This window comes from Actinoplanes sp. NPDC026670 (genome assembly GCF_040638175.1).
Taxonomy (GTDB): domain Bacteria; phylum Actinomycetota; class Actinomycetes; order Mycobacteriales; family Micromonosporaceae; genus Actinoplanes.
This window is the reverse complement of sequence record NZ_JBEZXU010000004.1, coordinates 222,198-239,835: the sequence shown is the minus strand read 5'-3', so window position 1 is coordinate 239,835 and position 17,638 is coordinate 222,198. Positions and strand designations below refer to the sequence as shown.

At 71.3% G+C, this 17,638-nt stretch carries 12 protein-coding genes; 6 read left to right on the top strand and 6 right to left on the bottom strand.

Annotation, left to right across the window (positions count from 1 at the left end; genetic code table 11):
- Positions 1–17: 17 nt before the first annotated feature.
- Positions 18–1,184, bottom strand: coding sequence for a CapA family protein (locus AB0E94_RS06155; RefSeq protein ID WP_360323144.1), 1,167 nt, complete (start codon positions 1,182–1,184; stop codon positions 18–20).
- A gap of 207 nt (positions 1,185–1,391) precedes the next feature.
- Here AB0E94_RS06155 and AB0E94_RS06150 point away from each other — a divergent pair, with 207 nt between their 5' ends.
- From AB0E94_RS06150 to AB0E94_RS06135, 4 genes are all read left to right on the top strand, one after another.
- A complete protein-coding gene (locus tag AB0E94_RS06150) occupies positions 1,392–2,069 on the top strand; it encodes a Crp/Fnr family transcriptional regulator (protein WP_014447921.1) in 678 nt (225 codons plus the stop codon).
- Between the two features lie 163 nt (positions 2,070–2,232).
- Complete coding sequence (locus AB0E94_RS06145) at positions 2,233–3,579, top strand: carboxyl transferase domain-containing protein (RefSeq protein WP_360323142.1); 1,347 nt, start codon at positions 2,233–2,235, stop codon at positions 3,577–3,579.
- An 11-nt stretch (positions 3,580–3,590) separates the two neighbouring features.
- Positions 3,591–5,597 carry a biotin carboxylase N-terminal domain-containing protein gene (locus tag AB0E94_RS06140; RefSeq protein ID WP_360323140.1) on the top strand — a complete coding sequence of 669 codons (2,007 nt, stop codon included), beginning with the start codon at positions 3,591–3,593 and terminating at the stop codon, positions 5,595–5,597.
- 70 nt (positions 5,598–5,667) lie between these two features.
- Entirely contained in the window at positions 5,668–8,682 is a 3,015-nt protein-coding gene (locus AB0E94_RS06135; RefSeq protein ID WP_360323138.1) for a M4 family metallopeptidase, read from the top strand.
- An 838-nt stretch (positions 8,683–9,520) separates the two neighbouring features.
- On the opposite strand, the gene AB0E94_RS06130 is transcribed toward AB0E94_RS06135, so the two are convergent.
- From AB0E94_RS06130 to AB0E94_RS06110, 5 genes are all read right to left on the bottom strand, one after another.
- Positions 9,521–10,516, bottom strand: a complete 996-nt coding sequence (locus AB0E94_RS06130) for a serine/threonine-protein kinase (RefSeq protein WP_360323136.1) — start codon at positions 10,514–10,516, stop codon at positions 9,521–9,523.
- Between the two features lie 31 nt (positions 10,517–10,547).
- The gene (locus AB0E94_RS06125) at positions 10,548–14,156 is read right to left on the bottom strand and encodes an adenylate/guanylate cyclase domain-containing protein (protein ID WP_360323134.1); all 3,609 of its coding nucleotides are present in this window, start codon (positions 14,154–14,156) and stop codon (positions 10,548–10,550) included.
- Positions 14,153–14,944 carry an MBL fold metallo-hydrolase gene (locus AB0E94_RS06120; RefSeq protein WP_360323132.1) on the bottom strand — a complete coding sequence of 264 codons (792 nt, stop codon included), beginning with the start codon at positions 14,942–14,944 and terminating at the stop codon, positions 14,153–14,155. The genes AB0E94_RS06125 and AB0E94_RS06120 overlap by 4 nt, the downstream gene beginning before the upstream one ends.
- Before the next feature lie 95 nt (positions 14,945–15,039).
- Positions 15,040–15,525 (bottom strand): RidA family protein, encoded by a 486-nt coding sequence (locus tag AB0E94_RS06115; RefSeq protein WP_360323130.1) that lies wholly within the window; start codon positions 15,523–15,525, stop codon positions 15,040–15,042.
- Complete coding sequence (locus AB0E94_RS06110; RefSeq protein ID WP_093619400.1) at positions 15,522–15,677, bottom strand: DUF4177 domain-containing protein; 156 nt, start codon at positions 15,675–15,677, stop codon at positions 15,522–15,524. Before AB0E94_RS06110 ends, AB0E94_RS06115 begins: the two co-directional genes overlap by 4 nt.
- Before the next feature lie 132 nt (positions 15,678–15,809).
- Here AB0E94_RS06110 and AB0E94_RS06105 point away from each other — a divergent pair, with 132 nt between their 5' ends.
- The gene (locus AB0E94_RS06105) at positions 15,810–16,643 is read left to right on the top strand and encodes a hypothetical protein (protein WP_360323128.1); all 834 of its coding nucleotides are present in this window, start codon (positions 15,810–15,812) and stop codon (positions 16,641–16,643) included.
- 42 nt (positions 16,644–16,685) lie between these two features.
- Positions 16,686–17,636: an ArsA-related P-loop ATPase gene (locus AB0E94_RS06100; protein WP_360323126.1), complete on the top strand. Its 951-nt coding sequence runs from the start codon at positions 16,686–16,688 to the stop codon at positions 17,634–17,636.
- Positions 17,637–17,638 lie beyond the last annotated feature (2 nt).

The following is a 17,638-nucleotide window of genomic DNA, read 5'->3' as shown; positions in this document are numbered from 1 at the left end:
AAGAGTACGTCGGCCGCTCACGCCGACGGCTTGATGCTGCCGTCGGTCCCGATGACCGCCGCGGTGTCGTCGAAGTCGGCCTCGGACAACTCGGCGACCATCTTGCGCCCACGGTCGTCGCCCTTTTCCCAGGTCGGCACGCCGGCGTCGTTGAGGTAGGTGGAGACGAACCGGCCCTCCACGTACTCACCGTCCTTGGTGAGCGACACGTGCAGCACGCCGGAGTACTTGAGGACGCCGTTGCGTGACAGGGTGCGGCCGCCGCCGGCGAAATTCCCGAGGCTGTACGCGATCAGCTTGCCCTTGTAGAACTCCATGCCCCGGAGCACGTGTGGTCCGTGCCCGACGACCAGGTCGGCCCCGGCGTCGATGACGGTGTGGCTGAACTTGATCGGGTCGCCCCGGTTCTCGCCGAAGAACAGCTCGTTGCCCGGTTTCACATGTGTCTTGTCGGAGCCCTCGGCCCCCATGTGCACCTGGACCACGACGAGATCGGCCTCGTCCTTGGCCTTGGCGACGACGGTCGCGGCCGCGTCCAGGTCGTTCAGGTTGTTGGCGCCCGCGTACGGCGAGAAGCCGACCACCGCGACCTTGACCCCTTTGACCTCGACCACGGTGATCTGGTCCTCGGCCCCGGTGTGCTCCAGCCCGGCCGCTTCCAGGGCGTCGACGGTGTTCTGGTAGCCCTGCGTCCCGTAGTCCTTGGAGTGGTTGTTGGCCGTGTTGAGCAGCTGGAACCCGGCCTCCTTGAGGTGGTCGGCGTACTTCGGCGGCGACCGGAAGGCGAAGCAGTTGGGCCGTTTCGGCGAGCCGCACTTGGAGGTGCCGGTGTCGCCGGTGAGCGGCTGTTCCAGGTTGCCCATGACGAAATCGGACTTCAGGGCCTCGGTCACCGAGTCGAAGAAGCCCTCGCCGTCGTTGGCCGGCAGCTTGTTGGGCGCGTCGCCCATGATGATGTCGCCGGTCGCGGAGAGGCTGATCGACTCGACGGTCGTGGACTCCTGCACGGGTTTTCCACTGACGCCGGCCGCGGGCTGCGACGAAGCGGGTGGATTCCAGACCGGATCGGAGTCGCCACCGACGAGCCCGCATCCCCCCAAAGCACCACTAAAGAGGACGAAAGTAGCAATACCGGCCGTCAGGAGGGGCCGGTTTTTATGGCGGGTCCGGGGGTGCGAATTCATCGACGAGGACGATACCGTCGTCCCGCAAGCGGGATCGACAGACGAAAGGCCTGTCCTGATATGCCCGGACCGCTGAATTGTCACTAGCGGTCAGAGCATTTCTGGTTACCGTCCAGTATCTGGATCAAGGGGTGGCCGCCCGTTTCCCGCCCGCGTGCGCCTAGACTGATCGAGCGCAGACGTTGCGCGTTTTCGAAAGGTGCGGCGATGGATGAGGTACTGGCCCGGAGCGGAATCTTTCAGGGTGTAGACCCGGAAGCCGCTGAGGCGCTCGCCAAGGAGATGGACACGATCGAAGTCCGCAAGGGCGACGTGGTCTTCAACGAGGGCGAGGCCGGCGACAGCCTGTATATCGTTCTGTCCGGCAAGATCAAGCTCGGTCGCCGAGCCGCTGACGGCCGGCAGAACCTCGTTTCCATCATGGGGCCCTCCGACATGCTCGGTGAGCTTTCCCTTTTCGACCCCGGGCCGCGTACGGCCACCGCCACCGCGGTGACCGACAGCCGCCTGGCCCGGTTGAAGAAGTCGTCGTTGCGCCCGTGGCTGAACAACCGGCCGGAGATCGCCGAGCAGCTGCTCCGCGTCCTGGCCCGTCGGCTGCGCCGCACCAACGATGCGCTCGCCGATCTGATCTTCACCGACGTGCCCGGTCGCGTCGCGAAGAACCTGCTCCAGATGGCGGGCCGCTTCGGCACCCGTGACGGCGGCGTCCTGCGGGTGACCCATGACCTCACCCAGGAGGAGCTGGCCCAGCTGGTCGGCGCCTCGCGGGAGACGGTCAACAAGGCGCTCGCCGACTTCGCCTCGCGGGCCTGGCTCCGCCTCGACGGCAAGAGCGTGATCATCCTCGACCCGGAGCGCCTGGCGCGCCGCGCGCGCGTCTGACCTTCGCTTCACAAGGGGCTGTCCTTCACCGGACAGCCCCTTAGTCGTGCTGTTCCACCGGTCCGTGTCGCATCACCTCGGCCACTCGTTACGGAGGTGGCCGAGAGGCATCGGTACGGACAGGAGAGGGCGCGGCATTGAAGGCAGGCAGGGGTGTGGCGAGATGACCGTGCTCGACACCACGCTGGACCCGCGTGACCCCGCCTATCTGGAGGGGCGCGGGACCACCCTGGAACGCCTCGCCGCGCTGGAGTCCGCTCTCGACGACGCCCGGGCCGGGGGCGGCGAGAAGTACGTGACCCGGCACCACGCGCGAGGCAAGCTCCTGCCCCGGGAACGCATCGAGATGCTGCTCGACCAGGACAGCCCGTTCCTGGAGCTGTGCCCGGTCGCGGCGTGGGGCTCGGAGTACCCGGTCGGTGCCAGTGTGGTCACCGGGGTCGGTGTGGTCGAGGGCGTCGAGTGTGTCGTGGTCGCGAACGATCCGACGGTCGACGAGGGGGCGGTCAACCCGTACACCGCCGAGAAGATCCGGCGGGCCACCGCGATCGCCACGATGAACCGGCTGCCCCTGATCAACCTGGTCGAGTCGGCCGGTGACAGCGGCTCGGCCGGCGGACTGTTCCCACCCGACCTGGTCCCGTCGATCTGCGTGGTCTTCGGCGCCACCACCGGCGACGCCGCCTATCTGCCGGCGCTCTCCGACTACACGATCCGGGTACGCGGTCACGCGAAGGTGCTGACGATCCACCCGCAGCCGATAAACGGTCACGCGAGCGTGGACGTGCGGGCCACCCCGGTGGTGCCGGCCGGCCCGACCGGACCCGCCGACCAGCTCGCCGAGGACGAACGGGACGGGCTGCGCCTGGCCCGGCAGTGCGTCCGCCGGCTGAACTGGCGCAAGCTCGGGCCACAGCCACGGACCCGCCGCCCGCTCCCACCCCGGCACGGACCGGAGGGCCTGCTCACCCTGGCCGCCGCCGAGCCGGCCGCGTTCGAGCCACGCGAGGTGTTCGCCCGGCTGCTCGACGACAGCGACTTCGACGAGTTCAAGCCGGGCCACGGCGCTGCGATGGTGGCCGGGTGGGGTGAGCTGCACGGATACCCGCTGGGAGTGCTGGCCGGCCCGGTCCGGTCGTGTTCGGCGGCCGAGGCGCAGAAGGTCGTCCACTTCCTGCACATGGCGAACACCACGGCGACCCCGGTGCTGTTCCTGCGGCACATCGGCACGCCCGCCGAGGAGGAGCACGACACCAGGCACGACGCCCCGATGGCGCACGCGATAGCCCGATCGACTGTCCCGCACCTGGTTCTCACGGTCGGCGACGTGACCGGCGAGCGCACCGACGAGCCCCGGTTCCGGTTCAGCTGGCCGTCTGCCGACACGAGCCGAGCCGACGACGGCGTCATCGACCCACGCGACACCCGTACCGTCCTCGGCCTCTGTCTCTCCGCGGTGCACAGCGCGGCCGTGGTGGGCGCCGGACACGTCGGCGCGTTCCGATCTTGAAAGGTAGACCAGTGATCCGACGACTTCTGGTGGCCGACCGTGGAGAGGTCGCCCGCCGGGTGTTCGCCACATGCAGGCTGGTCGGCATCGAGACGGTGGCCGTCTACTCCGACGTCGACACCGACGCGCCGCACGTCATCGAGGCGGACTACGCGGTTCATCTGCCGGGCAACACTCCGTCGGCGACCTACCTCCAGACCGAGGCGCTGATCGCGGCCGCACAACGGGCCGGGGCCAACGCCGTACATCCGGGGATCGGTCTGCTCGCCGAGGATCCGGACTTCGCCCAGGCCGTGGTCGACGCCGGGATGATCTGGGCCGGGCCGCCGCCGGCCACCCTGCGCACGCTGGCCGACAAGATCGAGACGAAGAAGCTGGTCGCCGAGGCGCAGGTGCCGGTTCTGCCGACCTTCACCGACCCGGAGCAGGTGCCCGCGTTCCCGGTGCTGATCAAACCGGCGACCGGCACCGGCGGGCACGGCATCCGGGTCGTCCGGGACGCGAACACGCTGGCCGAGGCGATCGCCTCGACGCGCCGCGAGGTCGGCGGGGAGGTGTTCTGCGAGCCGTACGTCAGCAACGCCCGCCACATCGAGGTGCCGATCATGGCCGACGCCCAGGGCGCGGTCGTGCCGTTCGGCGAGCGGGAGTGCTCGGTCCAGCGCCGCTACCAGAAGATCATCGAGGAGAGCCCGTCCCCGGCGGTCGACCCCGGCCTGCGTGAGGACCTGTGCCGGGCCGCGATCATCGCGGTGCGGGCGCTCGGTTACGTCGGGTCGGGCGCGGTCGAGTTCCTGCTCGACGCGCAGGGCGATTTCTGGTTCATGGAGCTCACCCCGACCCTGCAGGCCGATCACGCGGTCACCGAGTGTGTCTCCGGGTACGACATGGTCCGCCTTCAACTGCTGGTGGCCGAGGGCGGCAGCGTGCCGATGCCGGGCCCGCCGCCGATCCGCGGGCACGCCATCGAGGTGCGGATCTGTGCTGAGGACCCGGCCTACGCGTGGCTGCCGGCGGCCGGCACCCTGCACCGGTTCGCGGTTCCGGACATCGCCGGCTGGTTCCGGCCGCTCCCCCAGCCCGGCCTGCGCCTGGACGCCGGGGTCGCGGACGGTTCGGTGATCGGGATGCACCACGATCCGATGCTGGCGAAGCTGGTGGCCTGGGCGCCGAGCCGTCAGGAGGCCGCCCGGATGATCGCGTCGGCGCTGGCCCGTACCCATCTGCATGGGGTCGTCTCCAACCGCGACCTGTTGGTCCGGGTGTTGCGGCACCACGCGTTCCGCGCCGGCGACCTGGACACCGGATTCCTGGACCGGCATCCGGAGGTCTTCGCGCCGCTGCTCTCCTCGGTCGACGCCGTGCGTCTCTCCTGCCTGGCCGCCGCCCTCGCGGGCGCCGCGGCGCGGCGCGCGTCGGCGCCGGTCCTCAACTCGCTGCCGTCCGGCTGGCGCAACGTTCCATCGATCTCCCAGACGGCGGTGTACGACGGACCGACCGGCCCGGTCGAGGTCGGCTACCGGATGAACCGCCGTGGTGACCTGGCCGGCTGGTGGGTCCGTGCGGTCGACCCGGAGGAGCTGGATCTGGCCGGGCTGGGCCAGGCACCGGTCGCCGACGAGCACCCGGCGGTGGTCGTGGTGTCGGCCGACGCCGGCCGGGTCGTCCTCAACGTGCAGGGCATCCGGATGGCGGTGCATGTGCACCGGGTCGGCGACGTCTCGTATGTGGACAGTCCAGAGGGGTCGGTCGCGCTCCGGGAGATCTCCCGGTTCCCGCTGCCCGCTCCGGAGGCCGCGGAGAGCTCACTGATCGCGCCGCTCCCGGGGGCGGTTCGCCGGATCCTGGTCGTGCCAGGTCAGCGGGTCCGAGCCGGTGAGCTGCTGCTCACGCTGGAGGCGATGAAGCTGGAGCATCCGGTGCACGCGCCGTCGGCCGGGGTGGTCTCGTCACTGCCGGTGCAGCCGGGGGCCGAAGTGGACACCGGCGAACTGCTCGCCGTCCTCGATCCGGAATAAACGGACATGCATCGATAGCGTCGATCCGGTATCGTTCCACCGTCTTCTATATTGACGGGGGAGCATGAGGATGACATCGCGGCATCGCCGTGCCCTGATCGCGGCCACCGCGGCACTGGCTCTGACCGGTGGCGGATGCGCGGTCACCAGGGAGAACGACAGGGCCGACGAGCCCGGGCAGCCGGTCGCCGCGACAGTGTCGCCGACGCCTGCGGTCACCCGCTCCGCAACCGTCGACCAGGCCCGTGCCGCGGTGAGTCGCAACGACACTGCCGTGAAGTCCGCACCGGGCGAGAAATACCAGGCCGTCGACGCCGTGGTCGAGGCCGACGGTGATCGGCACGTCCGGTTCAACCGCACCCACGACGGCCTGCCGGTCCTCGGTGGTGACTTCGTGGTCCACTCGGACGCCGACGGCCGGTTCATCGACGCGACAGTGGCACAGGACCAGCTGATCGACGTCCCGGACACCGCGAAGGTGAGCCGGAGCCGGGCGGTCGACGTGGCCGGCCTGACCGGGGCGGTGGAGGCGCGCCAGGTCGTCGACGCCCTCGACGGCAAGCCGGCGCTGGCGTGGGAGGTCACCGGCGCGACCCGGGTCGTGATCGTCGACGCCACCACCGGAAAGGTCCGCCTCGCCTACGACACCGTGCACACCGCCGGCACCGGGCACGGTTTGCACGTCGGCGACGTGCAACTGAGCACCACCCGCCGCGACGACGGCACCTACGCCCTGGTCGACCCGGACCGCGGCGGCAACACCGTCCACGACGGCCTGAACGGCTGGCACGACTTCTCGATCGGCAAGTTCGCCGAGTTCTCCGACACCGACGACGTCTGGGGCGACGGCACACGTGCCGACCGGGCCACCGTTGCCGTCGACGTGCTCTACGGCATGGCCGAGACCTGGGATTATCTGAAGGAGACGTTCGGGCGCAGTGGACTCGCCGACGACGGCAAGGGCGTGACGGCCTACGTCCATCGCGGCGTCGACTACGGCAACGCCTCGTGGCGCGACGACTGCGACTGCATGTTCTTCGGTGACGGCGAGCCGGGCGAGGAGCCGTTCACCACGATCGACATCGTGGCCCACGAATTGGCACACGGCCTCACCGACCAGACTGCGAACTTCGTCTACGCCGGCGAGTCCGGCGGGCTCAACGAGTCGAACAGCGACATCTTCGGCACCCTCGTCGAGTTCTCCGCGAACAACCCGGTCGACGCTCCGGACTATCTGATCGGCGAGCGCACCCTGGTCCGCGATCCGGCCCTGCGCCGGATGGACGAGCCGAGTCTGGACGGCAAGTCCGCCTCCTGCTGGACACCTGCCGTCAAGGGCCTCAACGTGCACTACTCGTCGGGGATCGGCAACAAGTTCTTCTACAACCTGGCGGTCGGCAGCGGCGCCTCGCAGTGGGGCGAGAGCACCCCGTGCGGCCAGGCCGGACCGGTCACCGGGATCGGCAACGACAAGGCCGCCCGGATCTGGTTCCACGCGCTCAGCGCCTACATGGTCTCCAACACCGACTACGCGGGCGCCCGGGAGGCGACCCTGCGTGCCGCGGCCGACCTGTACGGAGCGGACAGCACCGAGCAGCGCACGGTCGACGCGGCCTGGCTGGCGGCCGGGGTCGACGACTCGCAGACGCCGTACGGCGCCCCGGAACTCCTGCCGTTCGCGGACAGCACCCCGAGCCCGCAGCTCGGCGAGCCGGTGCGGATCCAGTTGGCGGCCCGTGACCCGCAGCATCAGCCGATCACGTTCGGCGCCACCAACCTGCCGTCCGGCGTGACGATCAGCGCCGACGGACTGATCAGCGGAACACCCGACACCAGGGCGCGCTACGTCAGCTCCATCTTCGCGACCGACTCGGACGGGAACCGCTCCGCCGCCCAGACGATGCTCTGGTCGATCAAGGGGCCGCCGCTCGTCGTGGACGTGTCCCCGAAGGTCACGGAGCCGTTCGGCGGCTACTCGTACATGAACTTCGGCGCGACCTTCGTCGAGGACCCGGACTACCTGCCGGACATCTACCACCCGCTCGAGGTGACCGCCACCGGCCTGCCCGACGGACTGACCCTGCGGGTGACCACGCCGAGCGGCCAGTCCGGCCGGTTCGTCGCCGCAGTCAGCGGGAAGCCGACCGGCATGGGTTCCGGGACCGTGGTGCTGACCGCCGTCGACGCCGACGGCAACGTGGCGACGGCTTCGATCCCGTGGGAGGTGTACCCGGCCAGGCTGCCCGGCTACCCGCCGAACGTGACGGTCATCGGTGGCGACACCGGCACCGCGAAGCTGACCTGGGAACGGCCGGCCTACGGCCCCGAGGACGCGTTCCCCAGCGGCTACGTGGTCCGGGTCCTGCCGGGCGGCGCCGAGACGAGGCTCGACGACTGGCAGGCCCGGTCGCTGACCCTCACCGGACTGGACACCCGCCGGACGTACACCATCGGCGTCCGCGCGACCAGCTCGATCGGCGACGGCCTGGAGCGGACCGTCACCCTGACCCCGCCCGGCCTGCCGATCAGCGCCGCCCCGGCAGCGGTCACCTACGGCCAGACGTCGCTGGTCAGCGGCCGGGTGCTGCGCGGCAACAGCCCGGTCGCCGACGCCACGGTCATCGTCGAACACCGCCCGGCCGGCAAGACCACGTGGAGCCGGTTCGCCACGGTCAAGACCGACAGCAAGGGCGTCTGGCGGGCCACCGCCAGGTCCGCGACGACCAGCGCCATCCGGGTCCGGCACGCCGGCTCGGCCGGACTGTGGCCGGCCACGTCGGCCGGCGCCTGGCTCTCGGTCCGCTATGCGGTCACGGCCAAGGCGAGCACGACAAGACCCAAGGCCAACCAGAAGATCAAGATTTCGGGTACGGCCAAACCGGCCCGCGCCGGCGTGAAGGTGACGTTGCAGTACCGGAAGGGTTCGCGCTGGATCACCATCACCAGCACGAAGACCACCGGCGCCGGGGCGTACACGTTCAGCCGGGCTTTCAAACGCGGCACCTGGAACCTACGGGTCGTCGTCTCCGGTGGCGGCTACAACGCCACCGGAACCAGCAGCACAGTCAAACTGACCGCCAGGTGATCACCAGCCGCACCCTTACGCAATCTTGTCGACTTCAGGCGCACCGGTGAAGCCCTCCCGCAGGGCTTTCGCCGCTTTGACCTCGGGCGCACCGGTGAAGCCCCTTCAAGGCTTTCGCCGTGTCCGGGGTCAATCCTGTGAGGCCTCTTCGGGGGCTTTCGCCGCTTGACCTCGGGCGCACCTGTGAAGGCCTCTCCAGGGCTTTCGCCGCATCCGGGGTCGGTCCTTCTTCTGCCGTGCGATGATTTCGCGCCGACCTGTGGACTGTCGCGCCGGTCACGCAGGCGACCGGGACACCGGGCCGGAATCTCGTGCTCGCAGAGGATTCCGCCTCAACCAACCTCGTAGATCTTGCACGGTTCTCCACCCTTCACGGCGATCTTGCACGTTTCCCCACCCTCATAGCGATCTTGCACGTTTCTCCATCTTCACGGCGATCTTGCATGGTTCTTCACGTCTGGGCGTGATTTATCGTGCAAGGTCCACTAGGCCGGGGAGACCTTGCAGCTTTCTTCCCGTCGGGACACGGAAAGGGCTGCAAGATCGGCGCCAGCGTGAAAAGTCGTGCAAGATCCGCGGGCGACAAGCCGTTGCCGGCGGACGCGCTGCCAGCGGACTCGGTGCCGGCGGACGCGTTGCCAGCGGACTCGGTGCCGGCGGACTCGCTGCCAGCGGACTCGGTGCCGGCGGGGGCGTTGCCAGCGGACGCGGCGCCGGCGGAGGAGACGTCATCCGTCTGAGGGCTGTCCGCCGAAAGCTGCGGTGGTTGCGCAGAAGACTCCCGCGCCGTGGAACTCACCAAGATCGCGGAGAGGCGGGGCCGGGAGGCTGGGGCCCTCTAGCTGCCGAACCATTTCTGGAAGAAGCCCTTGCGGCCCGGATCGTGCTGGACCGTCGGGGTCTCGTCGAGCGTCGGTGTGCTCGGCGGGATCGGCCGCGGCCGGGGCGGCGGCACGTGACTGGTCGACGCCGAGCGGTAGACGGTCGGCGGCGGCTGCGGGGTGCTCGGGTCCAGGTGCAGGTTGTTGAGCAGGTCGCGGAGCTGCTCGGCGGTCGGCCGGGCGCCGGGATCGTTGTTCATCCCATACCGCAGCACGTCGGTCAGCGCCCGCGGGGCCGTCGGCAGGTCGGGGATCGGCTGGTGGAAGAGATCCATCAGGGTGAGCAGGCTGGGGCTGCGGTTGGTCGCCCAGCGCGGCGGCCGGCCGCTCATCACCGCGTAGAGGGTGGCGCAGAGCGCGTAGACGTCGGCGGCCCCGGACGGGGTGTCGTGGCGGAACATCTCCGGCGGCGCGTAGGCCGGGGTGAGCACCTCGAGGGTCACCGACGAGTCGCGCATCTCGCCGAGGACGGCCAGGCCGAAGTCGGCGAGGACCGCCGCGTTGAACTCGGAGTAGAGGATGTTCGCCGGTTTGACGTCGCGGTGCAGCACCCCGTTGGCGTGCGAGTGCACCAGCGCGTCGGCGATCTTGATGCCGACGTCGCGGGCCTCGACCGGGTTGAGCGGCGCGACCCGCATGCGATCGAGGTACGACCCGTCGCACAACTCCATGATCAGGTAGGGGTGCTGGTCGACCGTGACGCCGACGTCGAACAGGTCGACCACGTGCGGGTGCGACGACATGCGCCCGGCCGCCCGCGCCTCACGTAGAAAGCGGGCCTGGTCGCGCGGGTTGTCGAGGGTCCGGTTCTCCATCTTGATGGCGACGTCGCGCCCGACCGAATCCTGGGTGGCGCGATACACGGTGGCATAACCACCCCGCGCCATGACCGACAATCCGGACATGCCTGGCACGTACGGTACGGGCAGGGCACCAGGCGGAGTCTCCGTCACGGAATAGAAAATACGCCAGTCCGCCGGAAGATCATCCGGGCACGTCAGACGCGTACGCGACAGTTTCCTCGACAACCGTCATCGCAAGGGTTTTCCGCAGCTCCTCGGCGGCCGCCCGCTCGCTCGACTGCTCGGTGGAGTGCGCCAATCGCACCGCTTCGTCCGCTGCAGCCCTTGCTTCCTCGCAACGATCGGCGGCGGCGAGCACCCGGGCCCGGACCATGGCGGAGATCACACTGCTGCGTACATCCTCGGCCGGCGCGGCGGCCGCCCGCTCGGCCCAGGTGAGCGCGGTGTCCACCCGGCCGTCGGCGAGCAGCGCCGAAGCGTAGGACGCCAGCGCGTGCCGCCGGGAGAAGAGCAGCGACGGCGTGGACGTGTCACTGGCGATCGGCGCGAGCAGCCCGACCGCCGTCGACGCGTCCCCGGCCCTGGTCCGCGCCTCGGCCAGCAGCACCCGCGGGCCGACCTGAGCCGGCGCCAGCGGATTGTGCGGCTCGACCGCGGTCATCACCCGGCGCGCGTCGGCCTCGGCGGTCTCCAGGTCGCCTCGTTGCAGGGCGACGAACCCGCGCAGCGTCCCGGCCATCCCGAGCAGCAGCGGATGCCCGGTCCGGTCGGCGTAACCGAGCGCGTCGGTGAGCAGGTCGGTGGCGTGGTCCAGCTCGTTCAGCCCGCGGGCGATCGCCCCCCGCACCACCAGTGCCAGCCCGCAGCCCCAGTCGTCGGAGACCTCCAGGAACTCCCGGTACGCCCGGCGCGCCTGACCGTCGGCCGCGCCGAGATCGCCGAGTTCGGCCGCCGCGTACGCCTCGACGACCCGCAGCGTGCCGACCGCCCAGCCCTCACCGACCCGGTCCCCGAACGGCAGGAACAGCCGGGCCAGCCGCCGGGCCTCCTGCAACCGGCCGGCCAGCAGCCTGGCGAACGCCGTGGTGCCCCGCAGCCAGGCCCGCCCGACCGGGTCACCGAGCTCGGCGAAGAGCCGCGCGGCCCGGCCGAGCACCGCGTCGGTGCCGGCGAAGTCGCCGCGGGTGGTGGTCACCCAGGCCAGGCTCTGCAACGCCCAGGCCTGCCCGTGCCGGTCCCCGGCCGCGAGCGTCACCTGGTACGCCGCCGCGAACCGGCTGCTGGCCTGGCTGAGCCGCCCGTTCAGGAAGTCGGCCATGCCGAGCCGGCGCATCGCGTTGGCCCGCTCCGGCAGCAGCTGGGCCCCGGTCGCCACGTCGAGCGCCTCCTGCCAGGAGGTGACCGCCCGGCCGGTGTCACCGAGCGCCTCGTAGGCACGGCCCACCACGATCATCGCCTCGGCCTTGCAGACCGGCTCCTCGGCGGCGGCCACCGCGATCTTCTCGCCCAGGGCCAGGGCCAGTTCGGCCCGGCCCAGACGCAGCTGCGCGCGGGCCAGCACCAGCTGGTCGGGGAGCGGGAGGTCGCCCTTGGCCAGGGCGGTGGCGCGTTCCGCATACTCGATGGCGGCGGCCGGCTCGATGTCGGCCAGGGCCCGCCGGGCCAGCCGGCCGAGCGCCGCGACGCCGAGCGGGGCCACATCGCGGGCCGGCGCGTCCGGCCGCAGCCGCACCGCGTCGGCCAGCTCGACCGCGTGCTCGGCGTGGATGGCGATGAACGCGTCCCGCTCGCCGCCGGTCAGATTGAGCCGGACCGCGCCGTCGTTGCCGGGCTCGGCCACACTCTCCGGCGCCGCCCAGGAGGCCAGGTACGCGTGCCGCTCGGCCAGGTCGCCCTTGCCGATCCCGGCATACGCCGCCTCGCGCATCAGCGGGGTGCTGAACTGGTAGCCGCCGGACCGTGAACGGTGCAGCATGCGGCGCTGGAGCAGCTCGTCGACGGCGCGTTCCAGCTCGACCGCGACGACCACGCCGGGTCTGGTGTCGGCGACCGCCCGCCGCTCCTGGAGCGCCTCCAGCACACCGCTGGGCACCGTCGTCCCGGCCACCGAGGCGTCCCGCAGCACCGATCGCGGCTCCGGGGAGAGCGCGTCGATGCGGGCGGCGAGGACCGCGGCCAGGTCACGGGAGAGCAGGCGGCTGCCGAGCGAACCGGCGGCCAGCTGCCAGCGGCCGGCCGCGTTGGCGCCGACCGCCGGGGTGAGCGCGCCCCGCTCCATCAGCAGGGTGACCATCTCGGCCAGGTAGAACGGGTTGCCCTGGGCGGTGGCGAGCAGCCGGTCGGTGTCGGCCGGGGGCAGTTTGCCGCCGTGCAGATAGGAGGTGAGCAGCCGGGACGCGTCGGCGCCGCGCAGCGGGGGCAGGCTGTGCACCTCGGCGTCGGCGAGCCGGGTCATCGCGCCCGCGGTCCGCACCAGCTCGGGGCGGCCGAGCAGCAGCGCCACGACCGGGCCGTCCAGCTGGGTCAGGGTGAGGCCGATCGCCTCCAGGGTGGTGTCGGTGGCGTCGTGCAGATCGTCCACGATCACCACCAGCGGCTCCTCGGCGGCGAGCGCGTTGAGCAGGTCGGCGACGGCGATCGAGATGGCCTCGGCGTCGATCCGGCGGGCGCTGGCCGGGCGGTCGGCGGGCGCGGTCGGCCCCACCGTCCGGTCCGGGGCCTCGCCGTAGCCGAGCAGCACCAGCAACCGGTCGTTGTCGAGCGTCACGTTGAGCCGGCCGGCCAGTTTGCGCAGCCGCTCGTCGGCGACCGTGCGCGCGACCGCGGTGACCACGTCCTTGGGCAGGCCGGCGGCCTTGCGGACCAGGTCGGCCAGTGGGGCGTACCGCCGGCGCTCGCCGAAGGCCCGGCAGCGCACCCGCAGCACCCGGGCCGCCTGGCCCTGGCCGGAGTAACCGATGGCCAGGCGCTTGACCTCGCCGGCGAACCGGGACTTGCCGATGCCGGCCTCGGCGGTCATCACCAGGATCTTGGGGATGCCGGTGTCGATCGCCTCGGCCAGCCGGCCGGAGATCCGGCCCAGCTCGGCCTCCCGGCCCACGAACGGCGCCTCGTCGCCGAGGCCGGACCGGGTGCCCGGGGCGTCGTGCAGACCCAGCAGCTCGTACGTCGGAACCGGCTCGCGTTTGCCCTTGAGGCGCAGTGGCCGCAGCTGCCGCCAGGAGGCGACGTGCCGAGTGCCCCCGCTGGTCCGCTCGCCGGCGTAGACCGTGCCGATCGCGGCGGCGTCGGCCAGCCGCGCCGCGGTGTTGACCGTGTCACCGATCACCGTGTACTCGATACCGGCCTGCACGCCGGCGACCACCTCGCCGGTGTTCAGCCCGATGCGCAGGCCGAGTGGCGCCCCGCCGCCGCGCTCGTCGTCGAGCACCCGGCGGACCGCGCGCTGCATGCTCAGGGCGGCCCGGACCGCGCGCTCGGCGTCGTCCTCATGGGCCACCGGCGCGCCGAAGACCGCCATGATGCCGTCGCCGGTCAGCTTGTCGACGTGCCCGCCGAACGTCTTGACCGCCCCGGCCAGCGAGGCCAGCACGCGGTCGGTGACCGCGCCGACCCGTTCCGGATCGAGGTCCTCGGAGAACGAGGTGAAGTCGGAGAGGTCACCGAAGAGCACCGTGACGATGCGCCGCTCGGCGGCCGGCAGCAGGGCGGCGGCCGGCAGCCCGGCGCCACAGTGATGACAGAAGCGGGCGCCGGGAACCGGGACGGTCCCGCAGACCGGGCAGGTCACGGCTGCTCCCGGCGCAGATATTCGAGCTGCGCCGCCGCGGACCACTCGGCGGCGAACCGCAGGGCCGGGTCGAGATCCGGATAGACCAGGTCGACGACGGCGGCCGGCGTCTCGGCGCCGGCCGCCATGGCGGCCGTCACCTGCGCCAGGCGCTCCCGGCGATGATTCAGATAGAAGCGGGCACGCTCGGCGGTGTCGCTGCGGGCCGGTCCGTGGCCCGGCAACATCAACGCCCTTGGGTACGCGCTGAGCAGCTCCAGGCTACTCAGGTAGGCCCCGAGATCGCCGTCGGGCGGGGCGACCACCGTGGTGCCACGGCCGAGCATGGTGTCACCGGTGAACATCACGGACTCGTCCCCGAACTCGACGAAGAAGGACACCGAGTCGCTGGTGTGACCCGGAGTCTCCAGCACCCGTATTTCCAGCCCGTTCCCGTCCAGGGACTCCCGCGGGTCGAACGGCTCACCGCCCAGGCAGTGCACAGGTGAGCCGGCCCGCACCGGAGCGCCGCCGAGCAACTCGGAGAGCCGGGCGGCACCCTCGACATGATCGTGATGACCGTGTGTGATCAGGATGCTCCCGATCGGGCCGTGCTCGACGATCCGTTTCAGATGGCCCTCGTCCAGCGGACCGGGGTCCACGACGACGGCCCGCTCGGCGCCGGGCGCCCGCAGGATCCAGGTGTTGGTGCCGTCCAGCGTCATCGGCCCCGGGTTGGGCGCCAGCAGCAGCGTCACCCAACCCGGTAGCCGGTCGACCTCGGCCGACTCGGGCTCAGCAGCCCCCATGACCCGAATCGTACGTCGGTCGGGCGACCATGACCGAGACACGATGTCCGATCCGGTCACCAACGGTGAGCAAATACGCCCGAATCACCGCAAGATCACGCCACCTCGGCGATGACCTCGACCTCGACCGGGGCGCCGAGCGGCAGTTCGGCCACGCCGACCGCGCTGCGGGCGTGCCGGCCCTGCTCGCCGAGGACCGCGCCGAACAGGTCGGACGCGCCGTTGATCACGGCCGGCTGGGCGGTGAACCCGGGCGCCGACGCGACGAAGCCGACCACCTTGACGATCTTCACGACACGTCCGAGACCGACCAGGGCGTCGATCGCGGCGAGCGCGTTGAGGGCGCACAGCCGGGCCAGGCCGGCCGCCTCCTCGACGGTGACCTCGTCGCCGACCTTGCCGGTCTGCGGCAGCTTGCCGTCGACGAACGGGAGCTGACCGGAGGTGTAGACGTAGTTGCCGGACTGGACGGCCGGCACGTAGGACCCGACCGGCGCGACCACCGTCGGCAGGGTCAGGCCCAGCTCGGTCAGCTTCGCGTACGCGTCCACACCGCCCTCACCCGCGATCGGGGTGGTCACGACTTGGGCCGCTTCAGGTAGGCGACGAGCTGCTCCGGGTTCGGCCCCGGGACGACCTGGACGAGCTCCCAGCCGTCCTCGCCCCAGTTGTCGAGGATCTGCTTGGTCGCGTGGACCAGCAGGGGCACGGTCACGTACTCCCACTTCTGCATGGCTTGCGCTCTCCTGTTCGTCGGATACCGGCACAGCTTAGGACGCGGGCGACCGGCTGGTTGGTTAGGCTGAGCGGAGTTGTGTACGCAGAGCGCACATACCATCACCAGGTGCGATGAGCGGAGGGCGACGTGACGCAGAACGAGCCGGGCGGGCATCCGGAGCCACCTCCGACGCCCGAGCCGGAGCCGCCGTCGCCGATCCCGCCCGAGGACCCGATCCCGCCGGAGCCCCCGCATCTCACGGCTCCGGCCGGGATGGAACACACCACCGAGATGGCGCCGGTGCCGGACCACGACACCGCCGAGCATCCGGTGGTGCCGGCCGAGGTGATCCCGCCCGCCGTGTGGCATCAGCCACCGCCGACCGGGCCGTGGCACGCCCAGCACGAGAAACCGGGTGAGTGGCGTCATCCGCCCCCGGAACACCTGGCCTACCAGCACTCGCCGCCGGCCGAGATCCAGCCGCAGCCGGAGCCGATCTGGGTGGGCCCGGCGATCGGGCGGCTGCCCGGGATCGACCCGCGGCGGCGCGCGACGATGTTCCTCTCGATGGCGTTCGTGGCCACCCTGGCGCTCTGCGGCGGCGGCGCGGTCTCCGCCTTCTACCTGCTCCGGGACGCCGACACGCCCGGCTCACCGGACCCGACCACCGCGGTCAACCGGTTCCTCACCGCGGTCTACACACAGCAGGACGCGACCGCCACCCGCGATCTGGTCTGCGGCAAATCCCGGGACGAGGCGAAACTCGTCACCCGGGTGGAGCAGATCAGCTCGTACGCCGACGGTTATCAGGGCCCGGTCTTCCGCTGGGACGAGCCGGCCGTGGCCGAGCGGGACGACGAGCGGGCCCGGGTCGACGTCCGGGTGATGATGTCGACCGAGGACGAGCGGACCGCCACCCAGGATCTGCGGTTCACCGTCGTGCGCAAGACCGGCTGGCTGGTGTGCGAGGTCGCAGGCTGACGGATGCCCGTCCGCCTGACACGTGCCCGTAACGTGGGACGTATGGGCGAACACCGCAACTGGCCGGAGCGGCTGCACGTGGTGACCGGCAAGGGCGGCACCGGCAAGAGCACCGTGGCTGCGGCCCTGGCGCTGGGGCTGGCCGCCGGTGGCCGGCGCACGCTGCTCGTCGAGGTGGAGGGCCGGCAGGGCATCGCCCAGCTGTTCGGCCTGGAGCCGCTGCCCTATGCGGAGCGGCGGGTCGCGCAGACGACCGGGGGCGGTGAGGTCCGGGCGCTGGCCGTGGACCCCGAGGAGGCCCTCCTCGAATACCTCGCCATGTTCTACAAGCTCGGTGCGGCCGGGCGGGCGCTGCGCAAGGTCGGCGCCATCGACTTCGCCACCACCATCGCCCCGGGTCTGCGTGACGTTCTTCTCACCGGCAAGGTGAAGGAGGCCACCACCCGCTCGCGCGACGGCAGCCGGGTCTATGACGCGGTGGTGCTCGACGCGCCGCCGACCGGCCGGGTGGGCCGCTTCCTGAACGTGACCGAGGAGACCGCCCGGCTGGTCAAGGTCGGCCCGATCAAGACGCAGAGCGAGGGCGTGGCGTCGCTGCTGCGTTCCCCGATGACCGCGGTGCACGTGGTCACGCTGCTCGAGGAGATGCCGGTCCAGGAGACGCTGGACGCGATCACCGAGCTGTCCGCGCTGCACATCCCGGTGGGCCGGGTGGTGGTCAACGGCGCCCGGCCGCCGCTGCTGGCCGGCGGCAAGGTCACCAAGGCGGAGATCAAGCGGGGCCTGACCGCGGCCGGGCTGGCGGCCGCCCCGGCCACGGTGAGCCAGCTGGCCACCGAGGCCCAGGCGCACCTGACCCGGCGCGAGCTGGAGGAGTCGCTGCGGCTGGAGCTGGCCGAGCTGGGCCGGCCACTGGTGGAGCTGCCGCTGCTGCCCGACGGTGTCGACCGCGGCGCGCTCGACGAGCTGGCCGCGCTCCTGATGCGATCGTGATC